The sequence below is a fragment of the Hymenobacter crusticola genome (assembly GCF_002154225.1).
GTDB lineage: Bacteria > Bacteroidota > Bacteroidia > Cytophagales > Hymenobacteraceae > Hymenobacter > Hymenobacter crusticola.
Genome location: NZ_MTSE01000004.1, coordinates 207,628 through 221,907 on the forward strand (window position 1 = coordinate 207,628; position 14,280 = coordinate 221,907).

The 14,280-nt window shown below is 57.8% G+C and carries 7 protein-coding genes; 5 read left to right on the plus strand and 2 right to left on the minus strand.

Features of this window, described 5'->3' with window-relative positions:
* Positions 1-77: 77 nt before the first annotated feature.
* Positions 78-3,368, minus strand: coding sequence for a SusC/RagA family TonB-linked outer membrane protein (locus tag BXP70_RS10120; protein WP_086593949.1), 3,291 nt, complete (start codon positions 3,366-3,368; stop codon positions 78-80).
* Between the two features lie 689 nt (positions 3,369-4,057).
* Between BXP70_RS10120 and BXP70_RS29450 the strand changes: the two genes are divergently transcribed.
* From BXP70_RS29450 to BXP70_RS10135, 4 genes are all read left to right on the plus strand, one after another.
* Positions 4,058-4,276 carry a hypothetical protein gene (locus tag BXP70_RS29450; protein WP_143436445.1) on the plus strand — a complete coding sequence of 73 codons (219 nt, stop codon included), beginning with the start codon at positions 4,058-4,060 and terminating at the stop codon, positions 4,274-4,276.
* 342 nt (positions 4,277-4,618) lie between these two features.
* Positions 4,619-7,471 carry a TonB-dependent receptor gene (locus BXP70_RS10125; protein WP_086593950.1) on the plus strand — a complete coding sequence of 951 codons (2,853 nt, stop codon included), beginning with the start codon at positions 4,619-4,621 and terminating at the stop codon, positions 7,469-7,471.
* A gap of 50 nt (positions 7,472-7,521) precedes the next feature.
* Positions 7,522-9,048, plus strand: coding sequence for a hypothetical protein (locus tag BXP70_RS10130; protein ID WP_086593951.1), 1,527 nt, complete (start codon positions 7,522-7,524; stop codon positions 9,046-9,048).
* A gap of 135 nt (positions 9,049-9,183) precedes the next feature.
* Positions 9,184-10,224 carry a type IV toxin-antitoxin system AbiEi family antitoxin gene (locus BXP70_RS10135; protein ID WP_086593952.1) on the plus strand — a complete coding sequence of 347 codons (1,041 nt, stop codon included), beginning with the start codon at positions 9,184-9,186 and terminating at the stop codon, positions 10,222-10,224.
* 86 nt (positions 10,225-10,310) lie between these two features.
* Here the strand turns inward: BXP70_RS10135 and BXP70_RS10140 are convergent, their stop codons facing one another.
* Positions 10,311-10,730 carry a hypothetical protein gene (locus tag BXP70_RS10140; protein ID WP_086593953.1) on the minus strand — a complete coding sequence of 140 codons (420 nt, stop codon included), beginning with the start codon at positions 10,728-10,730 and terminating at the stop codon, positions 10,311-10,313.
* Between the two features lie 365 nt (positions 10,731-11,095).
* Between BXP70_RS10140 and BXP70_RS10145 the strand changes: the two genes are divergently transcribed.
* On the plus strand, positions 11,096-14,266 hold the full coding sequence (locus BXP70_RS10145; RefSeq protein WP_086593954.1) for a SusC/RagA family TonB-linked outer membrane protein: 3,171 nt from the start codon (positions 11,096-11,098) through the stop codon (positions 14,264-14,266).
* Positions 14,267-14,280 lie beyond the last annotated feature (14 nt).

The window sequence follows — 14,280 nt, forward strand, 5'->3', positions numbered from 1 at the left end:
GCGGACTGCAAAGTCCACGCTTAGACAAGCTGTTGTTCAAGTTTGGCTGGCACGGACTGCAAAGTCCGCGCTACCCGTTAGAAAGTCACCGACAACCCGAGCGTGAAGCTTTTCAGGATGGGGTAGTTGTTGGCGTTGCCGCTGTTGCCGCTGTTGGGGTTCGAGGCGGTAGCATCGGGCGGGGTCAGCAAGACGTCGGAGCGACCAATGTTCTCCACATCGATGTCCTTCGTGATTTTGTAGAAAGGCGACCACGCCCACAGATTTTCACCTGAGAGGTACACCCGCGCCGCGTTCATCTTGATGCGGTTGATAAAGGCCACGGGCAGGTTATAGCCGATTTGCAGGTTTTTGAGGCGGATGTACGCCACGTTTTGCAGGTACTTCGTCTGAATCTGGGTCAGTTCACCAGCGCCGTTCTGCGACACGTAGCCGCGGTAGCGCGGGAAGTAAGCGTCGGGGTTATCCTCCGACCAGATATTGCCGAGCTGCGACTTCGGAATCTTGTTGTAGGGGCGGTTGTACTGGCCCCAGAACGTGCCCGCCTCGGCGCCAGGGTACCAATCTTGGTGGCCCACGCCTTGGAAGAAGATGGATACAAAGAAGTTGTTCCAGCTCGCGTCGGCCATGGCGCCGTAAGTGTAGCGGGGCAGCGTGTTGCCAATCACGCGCCGGTCGCCGGGGTTGGCCACCGTGTTGTCGCCGGGGTTGATGACCCCGTCCCCGTTCACGTCCTTAAACTTGATGTCGCCGGGCAGCAGCTTGCCGCTAGTCGAGGCGCGGAACAGTGCCTGCGAAGGCGAACCGGCAATCTGGTCTTGCGAGGTGAAGAAACCATCCGTCGTGTAGCCCCAGATTTCGCCTAGCTTTTGGCCTTCGTAGTAGCTCAGGTTGGCGGGGTTGCTGTTGGGGTCGTTCAGGCGGCGCTCGGGGTTGTTGTACTTCGTTACGCGGGCCGTGTAGTCGGCTAGCGTTAGGCGCACGCCGTAGTTCAGTGGCTTAGCCCCTAGGTTCAGGTTGTCGCGCCAGTTCAGGGCTACTTCCCAGCCTTTGGTTTTCAGGTCGGCGTAGTTGCCTTTCGGCACGTCGGTACCAAATACGGCCGGCAGCGTCATGCCCACCGTGAACATGTCGGTAGTGTTGCGGATGTAACCGTCGGCGTTCAGCGTCAGACGGTTATTGAGCATGCTCAGGTCCAGACCTAGATCTTGGGTAGTCGACTTCTCCCAGGTCAGCCCGTCCGGAATAACGCCCGGCTGGCTGGTGTACTGGGGACGCACGCCGTTCAGCACGCGCCCCGACTGTGCAATTCTAAACTGCTCCTGGAAGGCATAGGAACTGATGTTACCGTTGCCGAGCGCTCCGTACGAACCCCGAATCTTCAGCTCCGAAATTAGGTTGGGCGACACATGCCAAAACGATTCGTTGGAGAGGCGCCAGCCCGCCGAGAAGGAGGGGAAGAAGGCAAAGCGCTCATTCGAGGGAAACTTCGACGAGCCGTCGTAGCGGCCGCTGGCTTCCAAAAGGTAGCGGTCCTTAAAGGAGTAGTTCAGGCGATAAAAGCCGCCCATGATGTTCCACCGCTCCCAGCCGCCGGATGTCGAAATCGACTGCCCGAGAGCTAGGTTGATATCCTTGGCATCGGGGTAGATGAGGCCGTTGCGCTGGGTTTGGAGGCCGCGGAAGGTCGACTGCTCGTAGTTGTAGCCCACCATCGCCTTGAAGTAATGATCCTCCCGGAAACGGTTTTCGTACTCGCCGTAGAGGTTGGCAGCTAGGTAGCGCGTTTGGCCGAAGTTGCGGAGCAGGTCGTTGGTGTTGGTGCCTACGTACTCAATCACGCCGGGCTTGCGGCTGTAAGGCACCGGCACGCGCGTTTGGGTACGGTCGTTGTCGGTGTTGCGGAACGTGAAGTTGCCGTTGATGCGGAATTTATCCTGGAAGAAGTGCGCCAGGAAAGCCGACGTGTTGCGCGTCACCCGCTCATCCAGGTCGATGCCGTTCTTGCCGTACCACATGTCGCCCACGGTGTAGGCCGCCGAGTAGGTGAGCGTGCCGTCGGGGTTAAACATGGGTGCTACCGTGTGGCCTTCGTCGGCGATGTTGCGCCAGATGCCGCCGCCCTCGCCCACGTTCAGCGGGTTGTGGTAGCGCATGCTGGAGTAGTCGGTGTTGTTGTCGATGTGCAACCACGGGAACAGGTCGATAGCGCCCTTCGCCCGGAAGTTATACATGCGGTAGTCGTCGGAGTTATAGCGAAACAAGCCGTCTTGCCCAAAGTAGCGCCCCGTCACGTAGAAACTAGCTTTGCCGCTGCTCCCCGACAGGGAAAGGTTGTGTTCCGTGGAGCTCGTGCGCTTTTTGTAAAGCTCTTTGTACCAGTCGGTATTGCCGTAGTATACATATTCGCCGGCGGCATTCACGTCGACTTTCGGGAGGCTAGGGTCTTCGGAACGGCGCTTCAGCTCAGCCAGGTATTCGGGCGAGAACTTCACCGTTTTGTTGATGTTCTGGGGCGTCTGCGAGTAGTCGTTCCACGCCGACCAGCCCTCGTTGAACATGTTGGCAAACTGGTAGCCGTCCGTGACGAAGTCCGGCACTGTGGTCGGGCTCTTGATGGATTGGTTGAAGGAGTACGTGACGCTGGTTTTCTCCTTCGAGGGGTTCTTGGTCGTAATGAGCACCACGCCGAACGCGCCCCGCGCCCCGTAGATGGCGGCAGCCGAGGCATCCTTCAGCACCGTCACGGTGGCCACGTCGTTGGGGTTGATGCGGCTCGGGTCGCCCTCCACGCCATCAATCAGCACCAGCGCGTTGCCGCCCTGCCCGATAGACGTGGTGCCCCGGATGTTATAGGCTGGCGACTGGGTCGGCTTGCCGTCGCCGGGCACCAGGTTCAGGTTGGGCAATACGCCCTGCAAGCCCTGCGTGAGGTTGGGTACCGAGCGGTTTTCCAGCACCTGCGAGGTCACTTGATCGACGGCGCCCGTCAGGTTCACTTTCTTTTGGGTGCCGTAGCCCACCACCACTACCTCGTCCAGCGCTTTCGTATCCTGCTCCAGCGTCACGTTGATGGCCGTGCGATTGCTGATGGCTACTTCCTGCGGCTTATAGCCTAGGTACGTCACCACGAGCGTCGTAGCTCCGGCGGGTGCTTGCAGCGTGTAGGTGCCCGTGCCGTCGGTGGTGGCGCCCGCCGAGGTGCCCTTCACGAGCACCGTGACGCCCGGTAGTCCTTCGCCCTTCTTATCCGCGACCCGCCCGCTGATCGTTTGGGCTTGCTGTGCTAAGGCTGCGACGCTGTAGCACAGGGCTACCGGGGTCAGCAATCTTCGCTTCCAATTAAAAGCGCCAGTAAATGTTTCCATGCAGTTGCTAGGTTATTTGACAAAAAGCAAGAGGATATAGTAAGCACACGGTGCTTCTAGCGCTAAGTATATACTGCGCTCGTAAGGTGCTCTTCGTAAATCGGGTGGGAAAGCAAATGGGATTTGCTCAGCAGAACGAGAGGCGGTAAAATGACGCACACTGCTATAGGGCCTCTCGACGGCGCAAATATAGAAGCAGGGGGTATGGTTTATTTGATATAAAATAGACTTTACAAATTGGTAATACTAACGCTGTGATTCCTTCTTATTTTGGTAATACTTAGATAACAATCGGTTGCATAAGTTTGCTGAAAGAAATGCCAGCGTCGTGCTACGCCGTGTTAAGCATTTTTTGCACGATACACCTAGCTTATAGTAGGCCTTAGCCATTACAGTAAAAATGTTTCGTGGGAATTTGTATGGTGTTTATGTAATTCCAAAAAGCCTTTGTTTATTTTAAATGATTCTGTGTTAATTGTTGCTAAGTTGTGTAGTGGTTATTTGATAATACGGCTGTAATATTTAATTAATGGTAATGCTATAATTTTGATGCGCTGAAGATATTTATTGCAATGCCTAGTAAAGTATAGTAGCTACGCTGTTTTTAATTATGCTATAGAAGACTAATGAGCGAGCTAGCGATATTTCGTGATGGCTCGCTCATTTTATTTGACGCTCATTTAAATCGCATGCGCAACATTTCACCTGAGCACCCGGCGCAATTACTTCCTGATGCATCCGGGATACTACCGGCATCGCAACCTAGCATTAGCAGACGGCTGATGAGTATCCGTATTGCCTTGCAGCTAAGCGGAACGCCGCCACTCTCGACCGTGGGGCACATTCTGCTAGCGCGTTACGTGGCGGGGCACATTTCCCTCGCCGATCTTATTCCGCGGCTCTTGTAAGTGTCTTGCTGGCGAAGCGTGGCATGCTAGGCGAGGAGGCCGTCGGCTCTTTCTAATAATAGAGTAGTTGGCGCTAGCTGATTGGAAGGCGGCACGTGCTTGCGACGCTCAGAAAAAGTGGGGGCAGATAGCCGCTTTTTGCTAGGCTAGCTAGAGCGTAGTTACACGTGCTAAAGCGCGCTAACGGTCTTTCGTAGCTAGTTAACAATTCGATAATCTTTCTTGATATATAAAAAATTGGTTTAAAGCAACTTATGTATAAGCTGCGAAAACATGAAGTAACAATTAGATAAAGAACGCGGCACATTGAGGTAACGCAGGGGCTCTAGTTTTGCCCCCACTATGCAGAACACACCTACCAAGATTCTCCTCGTTTTTCTGCTGAGCTGCGGCACCGTCGTGGCGGCAGTGGCCCAAGGCACTGGCAGCATAAAAGGCATTATCAAGGACGCCAAAACTGAAGAAACTGTCGTGGGCGGCACCGTCCGGCTAGAAGGCACGACGCTCGGCGAGCAAACCGACGCCGATGGTAACTTCACCATCAAGCAAATACCCGCCGGCAAGTACACGGTGATTATTTCCTCGGTGTCGTACAAAAACCGCACGATACCAGACGTAGTGGTGAAAGCCAATGAAACCACCGTGCTGAACTCCACGCTGCAATCGGACAGCAAGCAGCTCAGCGACGTGGTGGTAACGGGCGTGCGCCGCACCAACACGGAGGTGTCGGTGATTAACGAAATCCGGCAGGCCAACGTGGTCGTGAGCGGCGTTTCGTCGGAGCAGATTGTAAAAACCCAAGACCGCGACGCGGGCGAAGTGGTACGCCGCATCCCCGGCGTGACCATCGTGGATAACCGCTTTATCCAGGTGCGCGGCCTCAGCGACCGATACAACAACGTGTGGCTGAACGACGTGACGGCCCCTAGCTCCGAAACCGACCGTAAGTCGTTCTCTTTCGACGTGGTACCTAGCTCCCTGCTCGACCGGGTGCTGGTGTTCAAGGACCCCTCGCCGGAACTGCCCGGCGACTTCGCCGGTGGTCTGGTAAAAGTGTACCTGCGTAAGCCCGTGTTCAATGAGCGCGTGCTGAACATCAACTACGTAGCTGGCTACCGCGACGGTACCACCGGCAACGACTTCTTCACTGATAAATCGCAGGCGGGTGACGCCTTCGGCTTCGGGGCCCGCAAGCGCGAGTACCCCGGCGGCTTCCCGCCCCTGACGACGGCTTACCAGCAGTACGAGCGTGACTTCTACGCCAAGCAGCTAGAGAATACCTTCGGGATGTACCGGATGAAGGCCATGCCCGACATGCGCTTCAACCTGTCGTACTTCGACCAGATCAAGATTGGCGGCCGGGAAATCGGAAGCGTGTCGTCGCTGAACTATACCAACACGTTCACCCGCTTCAACATCGACCGCAACCTGTTCGAATCGTCGGGTGCCCGCACCGACCAGTTCAAGGACGACCAGTCGACCCAGAATATTCGCCTCGGCGCCATCCAAAACTTCAGCTACGTGCTGGACAACGGCGACCGGCTGGAGTTCCGCAACTTGTTTAACCAACAGTCGCGCAACCAGCAGGTAACGCGCCAAGGGTACGACAACGATGGCGTGCTGAACCGCCGCAGCTACTTGCTAGGCTACCAAGGCCGCACCACGTACTCTGGTCAGCTTGCCGGCACGCACAGCTTCAACAAAGAGAAAACGCACTTTGAGTGGGTAGGCGGCTACGGCTACTCCAACCGGAATGAGCCCGATTTGCGCCGCGTTTCGTACGCTATTACCCCGGCTAGCGCCGATGGCACGCCCGAAACGCAAACCGTACTGACCCCAGCCGCGGGTGGCGTCGACGTGAACAACGCGGGCCGCCTGTACCAAAAGCTCGACGAGCACATTTACACCCTCAATGCCAACCTGAAGCATAAGGTGACTGTGGCCGAGCGGGACGTAGAAATCGGGGCTGGCACGTACCTAGAGTACCGCCGCCGTCATTTCAACGCTCGGGCTTTCGGCTACTCCTTGAACGCCGGTAGCGACCCTCGTTTGCTCAACGAAGAAGTGGGCAACATCTTCGCTCCCGACAATATTGCCAAGAACGGTTTCCGCGTCGACGAAGACGTGAACTCGACCTACCGCTACGGAGCTTCGAACGAACTGGAAGCTGGTTACCTGAGCTTCAACATTCCGTTCACGAGCAAGCTGAAGCTGCTCACCGGCGCCCGCTACGAGCGCAACGTGCAAAACATCAAAACGGGCATCAACGGCCAGCCGATCGACCAAGATGTGACGACCAACTTCGTGCTGCCCTCAGCTAACCTGAGCTACAACTTCACGGAGCGCAGCCTGGTGCGCGCCTCGTACGGTCGCAGCCTCAACCGCCCCGAATTCCGCGAATCGGCGCCGTTTTACTACTACGACTTCGACTTCAACGTGCTAAACTTCGGTTCGCTGTACCTCAATCCGAACACGCCGCTGAAGGTTGCCACCATCGACAACTACGACCTGCGCTACGAGTTCTATCCGTCTGCCGGCGAGTTGATCCACGTTGGGGCGTTCTACAAGAACTTTAAAAACCCGATCGAAAACTCGGTAGTACTGACTACCAACCTAGCCTACACTTTCCTGAACGCGCCTAGCGCCTACGCTTACGGGGTAGAGGTAGACGTGAAGAAGAGCCTAAGTTTCCTGGATGATGCGTTCGGCACGGGTGCTTTCAAAAACCTCTCGGCCGTGTTCAACGGTGCGTTGATCAAGAGCCAAGTGAAGCTCGGCGACAACTTCGTGTCGTGGAATGGCAACCGCGCCCTGCAAGGCCAGTCGCCCTACACCTTCAACGCCGGTCTTTACTTCCAGACGCCCGAGAATACCTGGCAGGTGACGGCGCTCTACAACGTGTTCGGCCCGCGCATTGTGTTTGCCGGTAGCAACGACTACCCCGACGTGGTAGAGCTGCCCCGCCACACCGTCGACCTGTCGCTGACCAAAACGGTATCGAGCCGCGTGTCGATCAATGCGGGTATCCAAGACTTGCTGAATCAGAAAGTGAACCTGGTGCAAGACTACAACCGCGACGGCAAGTACCAGTCGAGCGACCCATCGCTGCAGGGTTACCGCCGTGGCACTTACTACACCCTAGGTCTGCGCTTCAACATTGAGCCCCGCAGCACGCCTAGCATCCCCGTGCCATAATCGGCTAGGGCCACTTTCCTCCAACTCTCGCCTATTTCACTCACTCTTGTATGAAAAAGAATACCCTTTCCCTGGCTTTCGTTGCTTCGCTGATGCTAGGCCTCGGCGCGTGCCAAAAGGACGCTGTGACGCCCGCCCCCAATGTGGTAGGCAGTGGCACAAACGAGCCCTCGACACCAATTAGCCAACTGCCCACCACCACGGTGCAGGGAGACATCACCACCAACACCACGTGGTCGGCGAGCAACCGCTACTTGATGAAAGGCTTCGTGTACGTACGTTCGGGAGCTACGCTGACGATCGAAGCCGGTACGGTTATCAAAGGCGACAAAGACACCAAAGGCACGCTGATCATTGAGCCCGGCGCCAAAATTATGGCGGCAGGCACGGCAAGCAAGCCGATTATCTTCACCTCCAACCAAGCTAAAGGCTCGCGCAACTACGGCGACTGGGGTGGGGTAGTAATTGCGGGTAATGCGCCTGTGAACTCCATCGACGGTGCCAACCTGCCACAAGCCGAAGGCGGTATCACAACCAAATACGGCGGTAGCAATGCCGCAGATAACTCGGGTACGCTCCAATACGTGCGCATCGAGTTTGCTGGGGTGGCCCTCACGCCCAACAACGAGCTGAATGGCCTGACCTTCGACGGCGTAGGCAGCGGCACAACGGTCGACCACATCCAGATTTCGTACAGCGGCGACGATGCCATCGAGTGGTTTGGCGGCACCGTGAACGCGAAGTACTTGGTAACGCACCGCACTTTCGACGACGACTTCGACACCGATAACGGCTTTTCGGGCAAGGTGCAGTTTGCGGTAGCTTTGCGCGACCCGTTGCAAGCTGACCAATCGGGCTCGAAGGCGTTTGAGTCGGACAACGACGCGAACGGCTCGACCCGGACGCCACTTACCTCGGCCGTTTTCTCTAACGTAACGACCATCGGGCCGATCCTGAACCCGAGTGCTGGCGCCTACAGCCCGCAGTACACGGCCGGCGCGCACATTCGCCGCAACTCCTCTCAGACCATCATGAACTCGGTTGTGATGGGCTTCCCCACAAACATCCTGATTGATAATGCCACGACTGCGGGCAATGTGGTGAAAGGCGACTTGCGCTTCAAAAACAACATCACGGCCGGTAGCCTGGCGGGTTCTAACTCGAAAGGTGGACAGCGGGCTATCATCTACGTAGGGCCCAATGGTGGCGCGGGTAGCTTGACGGCCAACAGCGTGATGAGCACCGACACCGCCGCTTGGAGCACTACAATCGGTCCGCTGACCTGGTTTGGCTCGAACACCAACCGCCGCTACACGACTTCCGACGAAGTACGCCTCGCCAACCCGTTCAACCTGACGGCTCCTAGCTTCGTGCCGCTGTCTACGTCGCCGATTGTGTACACTGGCACGGCTGCGCCTACTACACCCGTCGTAGCGCCTAACTTCACAGATAGCAAGACTTCGGATAGCTTCTTCACCAAGGTAGCGTATATCGGCGCCTTTGCTGGCTCGGGCACATCGGCCGACAACTGGCTGGCTACCTGGACGAACTTCGATCCGCAGAATACAGATTATTAATTTCTATCGAATAATAACGCCTACAGAAGCCGGGGCTGCGTCACAGTCCCGGTTTTCTGTTTCTGACCAGTTCGGGTAGTCTGCCTACAGACTGCCAGCTCCGCCACTGGCTCGGCACAAACCTAGCTACTACCGTTGTCTGCCTCTAGCTTCTTTCATCCTACCACGTTGTTCGAGCAGGTGCGCAAGCGCTTGCAGACGATCCTGGCGACGAACATTACGGCCTCGCCTACTGGCTCCGAGCCGACGGGGGCCGATACGCAAGTGTGGCAGATCGGGTCCGTTATTCGGTTTCTGGCCACGGTACCTAGCCCCGGCGCCGCCGAAAACCTGGTGCTACCTAGCTGGCGCGCCTCCGCCGAGTGGCCCCTGCTGGTCATCTACGATTACGTGTCCAATGAGCTAGGCAAGCAGCTGCGGGCCCGCGGCCTGTGCTACGCCGACGCCGTTGGCAACGCCTGGGTGAAGCACCCGGCCACCGAGCTGATGGTCGTGATCCAAGGGTGCGCCCGCCCCAAAGAGGAACTGCGGCTGCCAAGCGCCAACCTGCCCGCCGACCACATGCGGCTGCTGTACCAGCTACTGGTCGAGCCGACGATTGCCAAGTGTTCGGCGCTGGAGCTGGCCGCCATCACTAACATGGCCCCGGCCGTGGTGGCGCGCGTGCTGCGCACCTTGGTGGCGCAAGGCTTGTGGCTCGACGACGCAACGCCGTCCCCGGATAAGCTCCGCGACCTAGCCACGTATTGGCTGGAGCATTACGGCAAAACCCTGCGTAACCGCCTGAACGTGCATCGCTACCGTTGGCGCGACGCGGCCGCGCAGACCAGTTGGCACCGCCTCTCCTTGCCCGCCGACTGCCTGTGGAGCGGCGAAGCCGCTGCGCACCAGCTGCTCAACAAGCCTGAGGTGCCCAACTGCTTTACGCTGTACAGCCGCATGCCCCGCGCCAAGCTCGCCCACTACCTAGGGTTGGTGCCCCACAAGCACGGCAACGTGGAGCTGTTGAATACCTTTTTCTCCGTCCATCCTACGCCACCTCCTACGCCTGGTTTGCAGCGGTGCGCGCATCCCTTCTTGGTGTACGCCGATTTGCTGGAAAGCCAGAACGCCAGCAGTCAGGCCCTAGCCCAGCAGATGCACGCGAAGTATCTACTAAACCTGTTGCCGCAGTAGCATTGTTGTTCCGCGCCTGACACTCTATTCTTCAAAACAGTAAGAGCCTCCACATGGAGGCTCTTGCTGTTTCGGGCACTGGCGCTTTAAGAAAGCAGCCTAGCTTGGTGGGCGGCATTGATGAGGGCTGGGGCATTTTTGAGGGTGGCCAGCACGACTTCTTTGGCGGCTTGCTTTAGCTCGTCTTGGCTGATGTCACGGGTTTCTTCCTTCACCAGTTCACCTAGGGCGTGGAAGGCATGGGTTAGAGCCTGGCGCTTGGGGCGTTCCTGCTTCAGCTCCTCGTATACCTCGGCAAAGTGCGCCTGAATCTTCTTGCGGCGCGTGTGAAACACCGATTCGCTGGCTACCTGCGGCTGGATAGCTTCCACCAACTTTACCAGGGGCAGCAACTGGGCCGTTTTGTTTAGCACAGCCCCGCTCAATCGCTCGCGGCGGCCCTGAGACGCGTTGGGGGAGGGTGGACTAAATGGCTCACCGAGTGGCTCAAGCGGGCTGAAATCCATGCAAAGCGGTAGTTAGGAAGAAGGGCGTACGTTTCTCTAATATACAGACAAAGCTGGCAAAATACCTAGCCGCGAATATAGCGGTAAGCCGAACTAACAAGTTAAGCAAGTACACGAACGAGTACGGTAGCGCGCGAAGGGCGTAACAGCTGTTGAAGTATGCTGCTAAATTTTATTGCTTTTTAAAGCCGAGTTTCTAAAACAAGCTTGATTCTAACTTAGTTAGCAATTACCTATCACCTTGGGCAATAGTGAAGTGATTTGCTCGTGTCCCTACTGATTCTATGCTGGCAATAGCTCATTACCTGCGCAGTAGTGAGGTGTGGCTACCGCTTTATTGTAACCTGTTTAACTAATACATATGTATGAGAATTCTACTGTTTTTAGGCAGATATAATCCGTCTGCTCGCTGGGCTACTGTGCTGGTTTCGGGGCTAAGTTTGAGCCAAGCTAGCTTGCTTACCGCCCAAGCCGCGCCAAGCTGGCAACAGCAAGCACCCCAAACCGGCACCCCCGTTACGGGCCGCGTGGTGGATGAGAAGGGCGAGGCGTTGCCCGGCGTGAACGTGGTGGTGAAAAACACGAGCATCGGCACGGCCACCAACGTGGAGGGGCAGTACTCGCTCAACGTACCCGCGGGCGCGACATTGGTGTTTTCCTTTATCGGCTACTCGCCCCAGGAGCTGGTAGTAAATGGCCGCAGCACCCTCGACGTGCGGTTTGCTTCGCCGCAAGCGCGCAGCCTCGACGAAGTGGTGGTGGTGGGCTACGGTACCCAAACCAAGCGCGAAGTGACAGGCGCCATTGCCTCGGTGAAGGGCACGGAACTGGTGAATCAGGCGTCGCAGAACCCCGTCAGCTCACTGCAAGGCAAAGTGGCGGGCGTGCAGATCACCAACGCTGGCGTGCCCGGCACTGCCCCCCAGATTCGGGTGCGCGGCACGGGGTCGTTGGCGGGCGTGTCGCCGCTCTACGTGGTGGACGGCACGCTGCTGCCGGCCGGCTCCGACCTAGCTTTTCTGAACCAAGATGATATTGCCTCGGTGGAAATCCTCAAGGATGCAGCCAGCGCTTCCATCTACGGCATTCAGGCGGCCAACGGCGTGGTGCTCGTGACCACCAAGCGCGGGCAGGCCGGCAAAACGCGGGTGAACTACAACGGCTTCGGCGGGGTGCAAACCGTGACCAACCGCATCAAAATGGCCAACGCCCGGCAGTACGCCGAACTGCTCAACGAGAAATACGTCCTCACCGGCATCGACCCTAGCAACAAGCTAAGCCCTGAGCTACCCTCCACCGATTGGCTCAAAGAAGTGACCCGCACGGCGGCCACCCAAAACCACCAACTGAGCTTAAGCGGAGGCAGTGAAAAAGCTTCTTACACCTTCAGTGGCTCGTATCTGCGACAAGAAGGCGTTTTGCAAAAGAATGATTTCGAGCGGATTACGGCGCGCCTGCAAACGGATTTTGCTCTCAACGACCACATCAAAGTCGGCTACTCGGCTAGCTTCGCCAACCTCGACGCGCACGACGCGCCGGGCCTCGCTTCCAGCATTTTTCCTAGCTACAGTGGGCTAGGGGGAGCGGCCACGGGTACCTCGTCCAACTTCGCGCTGGGCGGCTCCAACGTGTTTGCGCAAGCCTACGTGGCGCCGCCGGTGCTACCCGTCTTTCAAGCCAACGGCCGCTACGGCGACCCGGGCCTGATTGGGTCGGGCCTCGGCAATTTCGGCAACCCGCGCGGCACGCTTGATTACTTCGTGCAACGCTCGCAGGGGCAGACGCTCGTGAGCAACGCGTTTGCCTCATTCAACTTCCTGCAATACCTTACCCTGCGCACTAGCGTGGGTATCAGTTACAACGCGGCCAAGTTTTACAACTACCAGAAGGCCGATTCGCTCACCACGTTTCAAGTGTACCGGGGCAATACGCTGCGCAAAGGCACGAGCCAGGGCAACCAGTTGCAGTGGGAAAACACGCTCACCTTCGACCGTACCTTCGGCACCGACCACCACCTGACGGCCTTGCTCGGCACCACGGCCCTGCGCTACCGCACCGAGCAAATCATTGGTGCCGTCAACGGGGTGCAGGCTGGAAGTAGCGACAGTTACTACTTCAACCTAGGTACGGTGGGCACCGCCACGCTCGCCAACCCAGTCGATTTGTACACCATCTTCTCGCTATTTGCCCGCGTAAACTACGCCTATAAGGAGCGTTACCTGCTCACGGCTAGCTTCCGCCGCGACGGTGCCAGTAAGTACACCGGCTCCGACCGCTACGGCAACTTCCCGTCGGTGGGCCTAGGGTGGGTGGTTTCGGAGGAGGATTTTCTGAAGGAAAGCTCGGTGTTCAACTTCCTGAAGCTGCGGGCTAGCTACGGTTTGCTCGGCAACAGTCAGGTGCCCAACAACATTGCCGTGTCGGTGGTCGATTTTTACCCAACGTACGCCGGGTTCTTCGGCATTCCCAGCACGCCGATTACGGGCGCCAACATTAGTACCCTAGCCGCCGGGCGCGTGCGGTGGGAGAAAGTGCGCGAAGCGGATGCGGGCCTGGAAATGGGCTTCATCAACAACCAGTTATCGGTGGAGTTGGACTACTACAACCGCCGCACCATCGACGCGGTTTTTCCGGTGCCCATCCTCTCGGGGCCGGGCTACGCCAACAGTATCGGCTACCTCGACAACAACGCCACCTTCCAAAACCAGGGCGTAGAAGCGGCCGTGCGCTGGAACTCGGCCAGCACCGGCGACTTCTCGTACTCGGTGGGCCTCGTGGGCGCTTACAACCAGAACAAGGTGATTTCCACGGCTAGCGGCGCCCCGCTCTTTTCCGGCGCCTTGCCGCTGGGCGACTACCGCACCACCATTTCGCAGATTGGCGCACCTATTGGGGCATTCTACGGCTACCAGGCCGTGGGCGTATTTCAGAACATGCAGCAAGTAGCGGAGTCGGCGCAGAGCAGCACGGCCAAGCCCGGCGACCTGCGCTACCAGGACCAGAACGGCGACGGTCTGCTCGACGCCCGCGACTACGTGGTGCTCGGCAACCCCAACCCGCGCTTCACCTATGGCCTGAACACCAACTTCCGCTACAAAGCCTTTGACTTACAACTTGATGTGCAGGGCGTGGGTGGGGTGGAGCTGTTCAACGCCCTGCGTTTGCTGCGCGTGGGCAACGAGAACTACACCCAGGATTTCTACAATAACCGCTGGCGCGGCGCGGGCACCTCGAACAGCTACCCCTCGGCCGACCTCTCGGGGCGCAACCTCGACCCTAGCTCGTACTATGTGGAGAAAGGCGACTACATCCGCCTGCGCAACGTACAGCTCGGGTTCAACTTCCCGAAGGGCTTGGTCAATACGCTGCGCTTGCAAACCCTGCGCCTCTACGCCAACGCCCAGAACCCCCTGACGCTGACCAAATACAAAGGCTTCACGCCCGAAGTGGGCGGCACGCCCACCTACGCCGGCCTCGACCAGAACGTGTACCCGTTGGCGGCCACCTACAATCTCGGTATCAATATCGGCTTCTAACGACCTAGCCTCTA

Coding starts and splice junctions, on each gene's coding strand:
- BXP70_RS10145 (WP_086593954.1), top strand. CDS start 11,096: ATGAGAATTCTACTGTTTTTAGGCAGATATAATCCGTCTGCTCGCTGG.
- BXP70_RS29450 (WP_143436445.1), top strand. CDS start 4,058: ATGCGCAACATTTCACCTGAGCACCCGGCGCAATTACTTCCTGATGCA.
- BXP70_RS10125 (WP_086593950.1), top strand. CDS start 4,619: ATGCAGAACACACCTACCAAGATTCTCCTCGTTTTTCTGCTGAGCTGC.
- BXP70_RS10130 (WP_086593951.1), top strand. CDS start 7,522: ATGAAAAAGAATACCCTTTCCCTGGCTTTCGTTGCTTCGCTGATGCTA.
- BXP70_RS10120 (WP_086593949.1), bottom strand. CDS start 3,368: ATGGAAACATTTACTGGCGCTTTTAATTGGAAGCGAAGATTGCTGACC.
- BXP70_RS10140 (WP_086593953.1), bottom strand. CDS start 10,730: ATGGATTTCAGCCCGCTTGAGCCACTCGGTGAGCCATTTAGTCCACCC.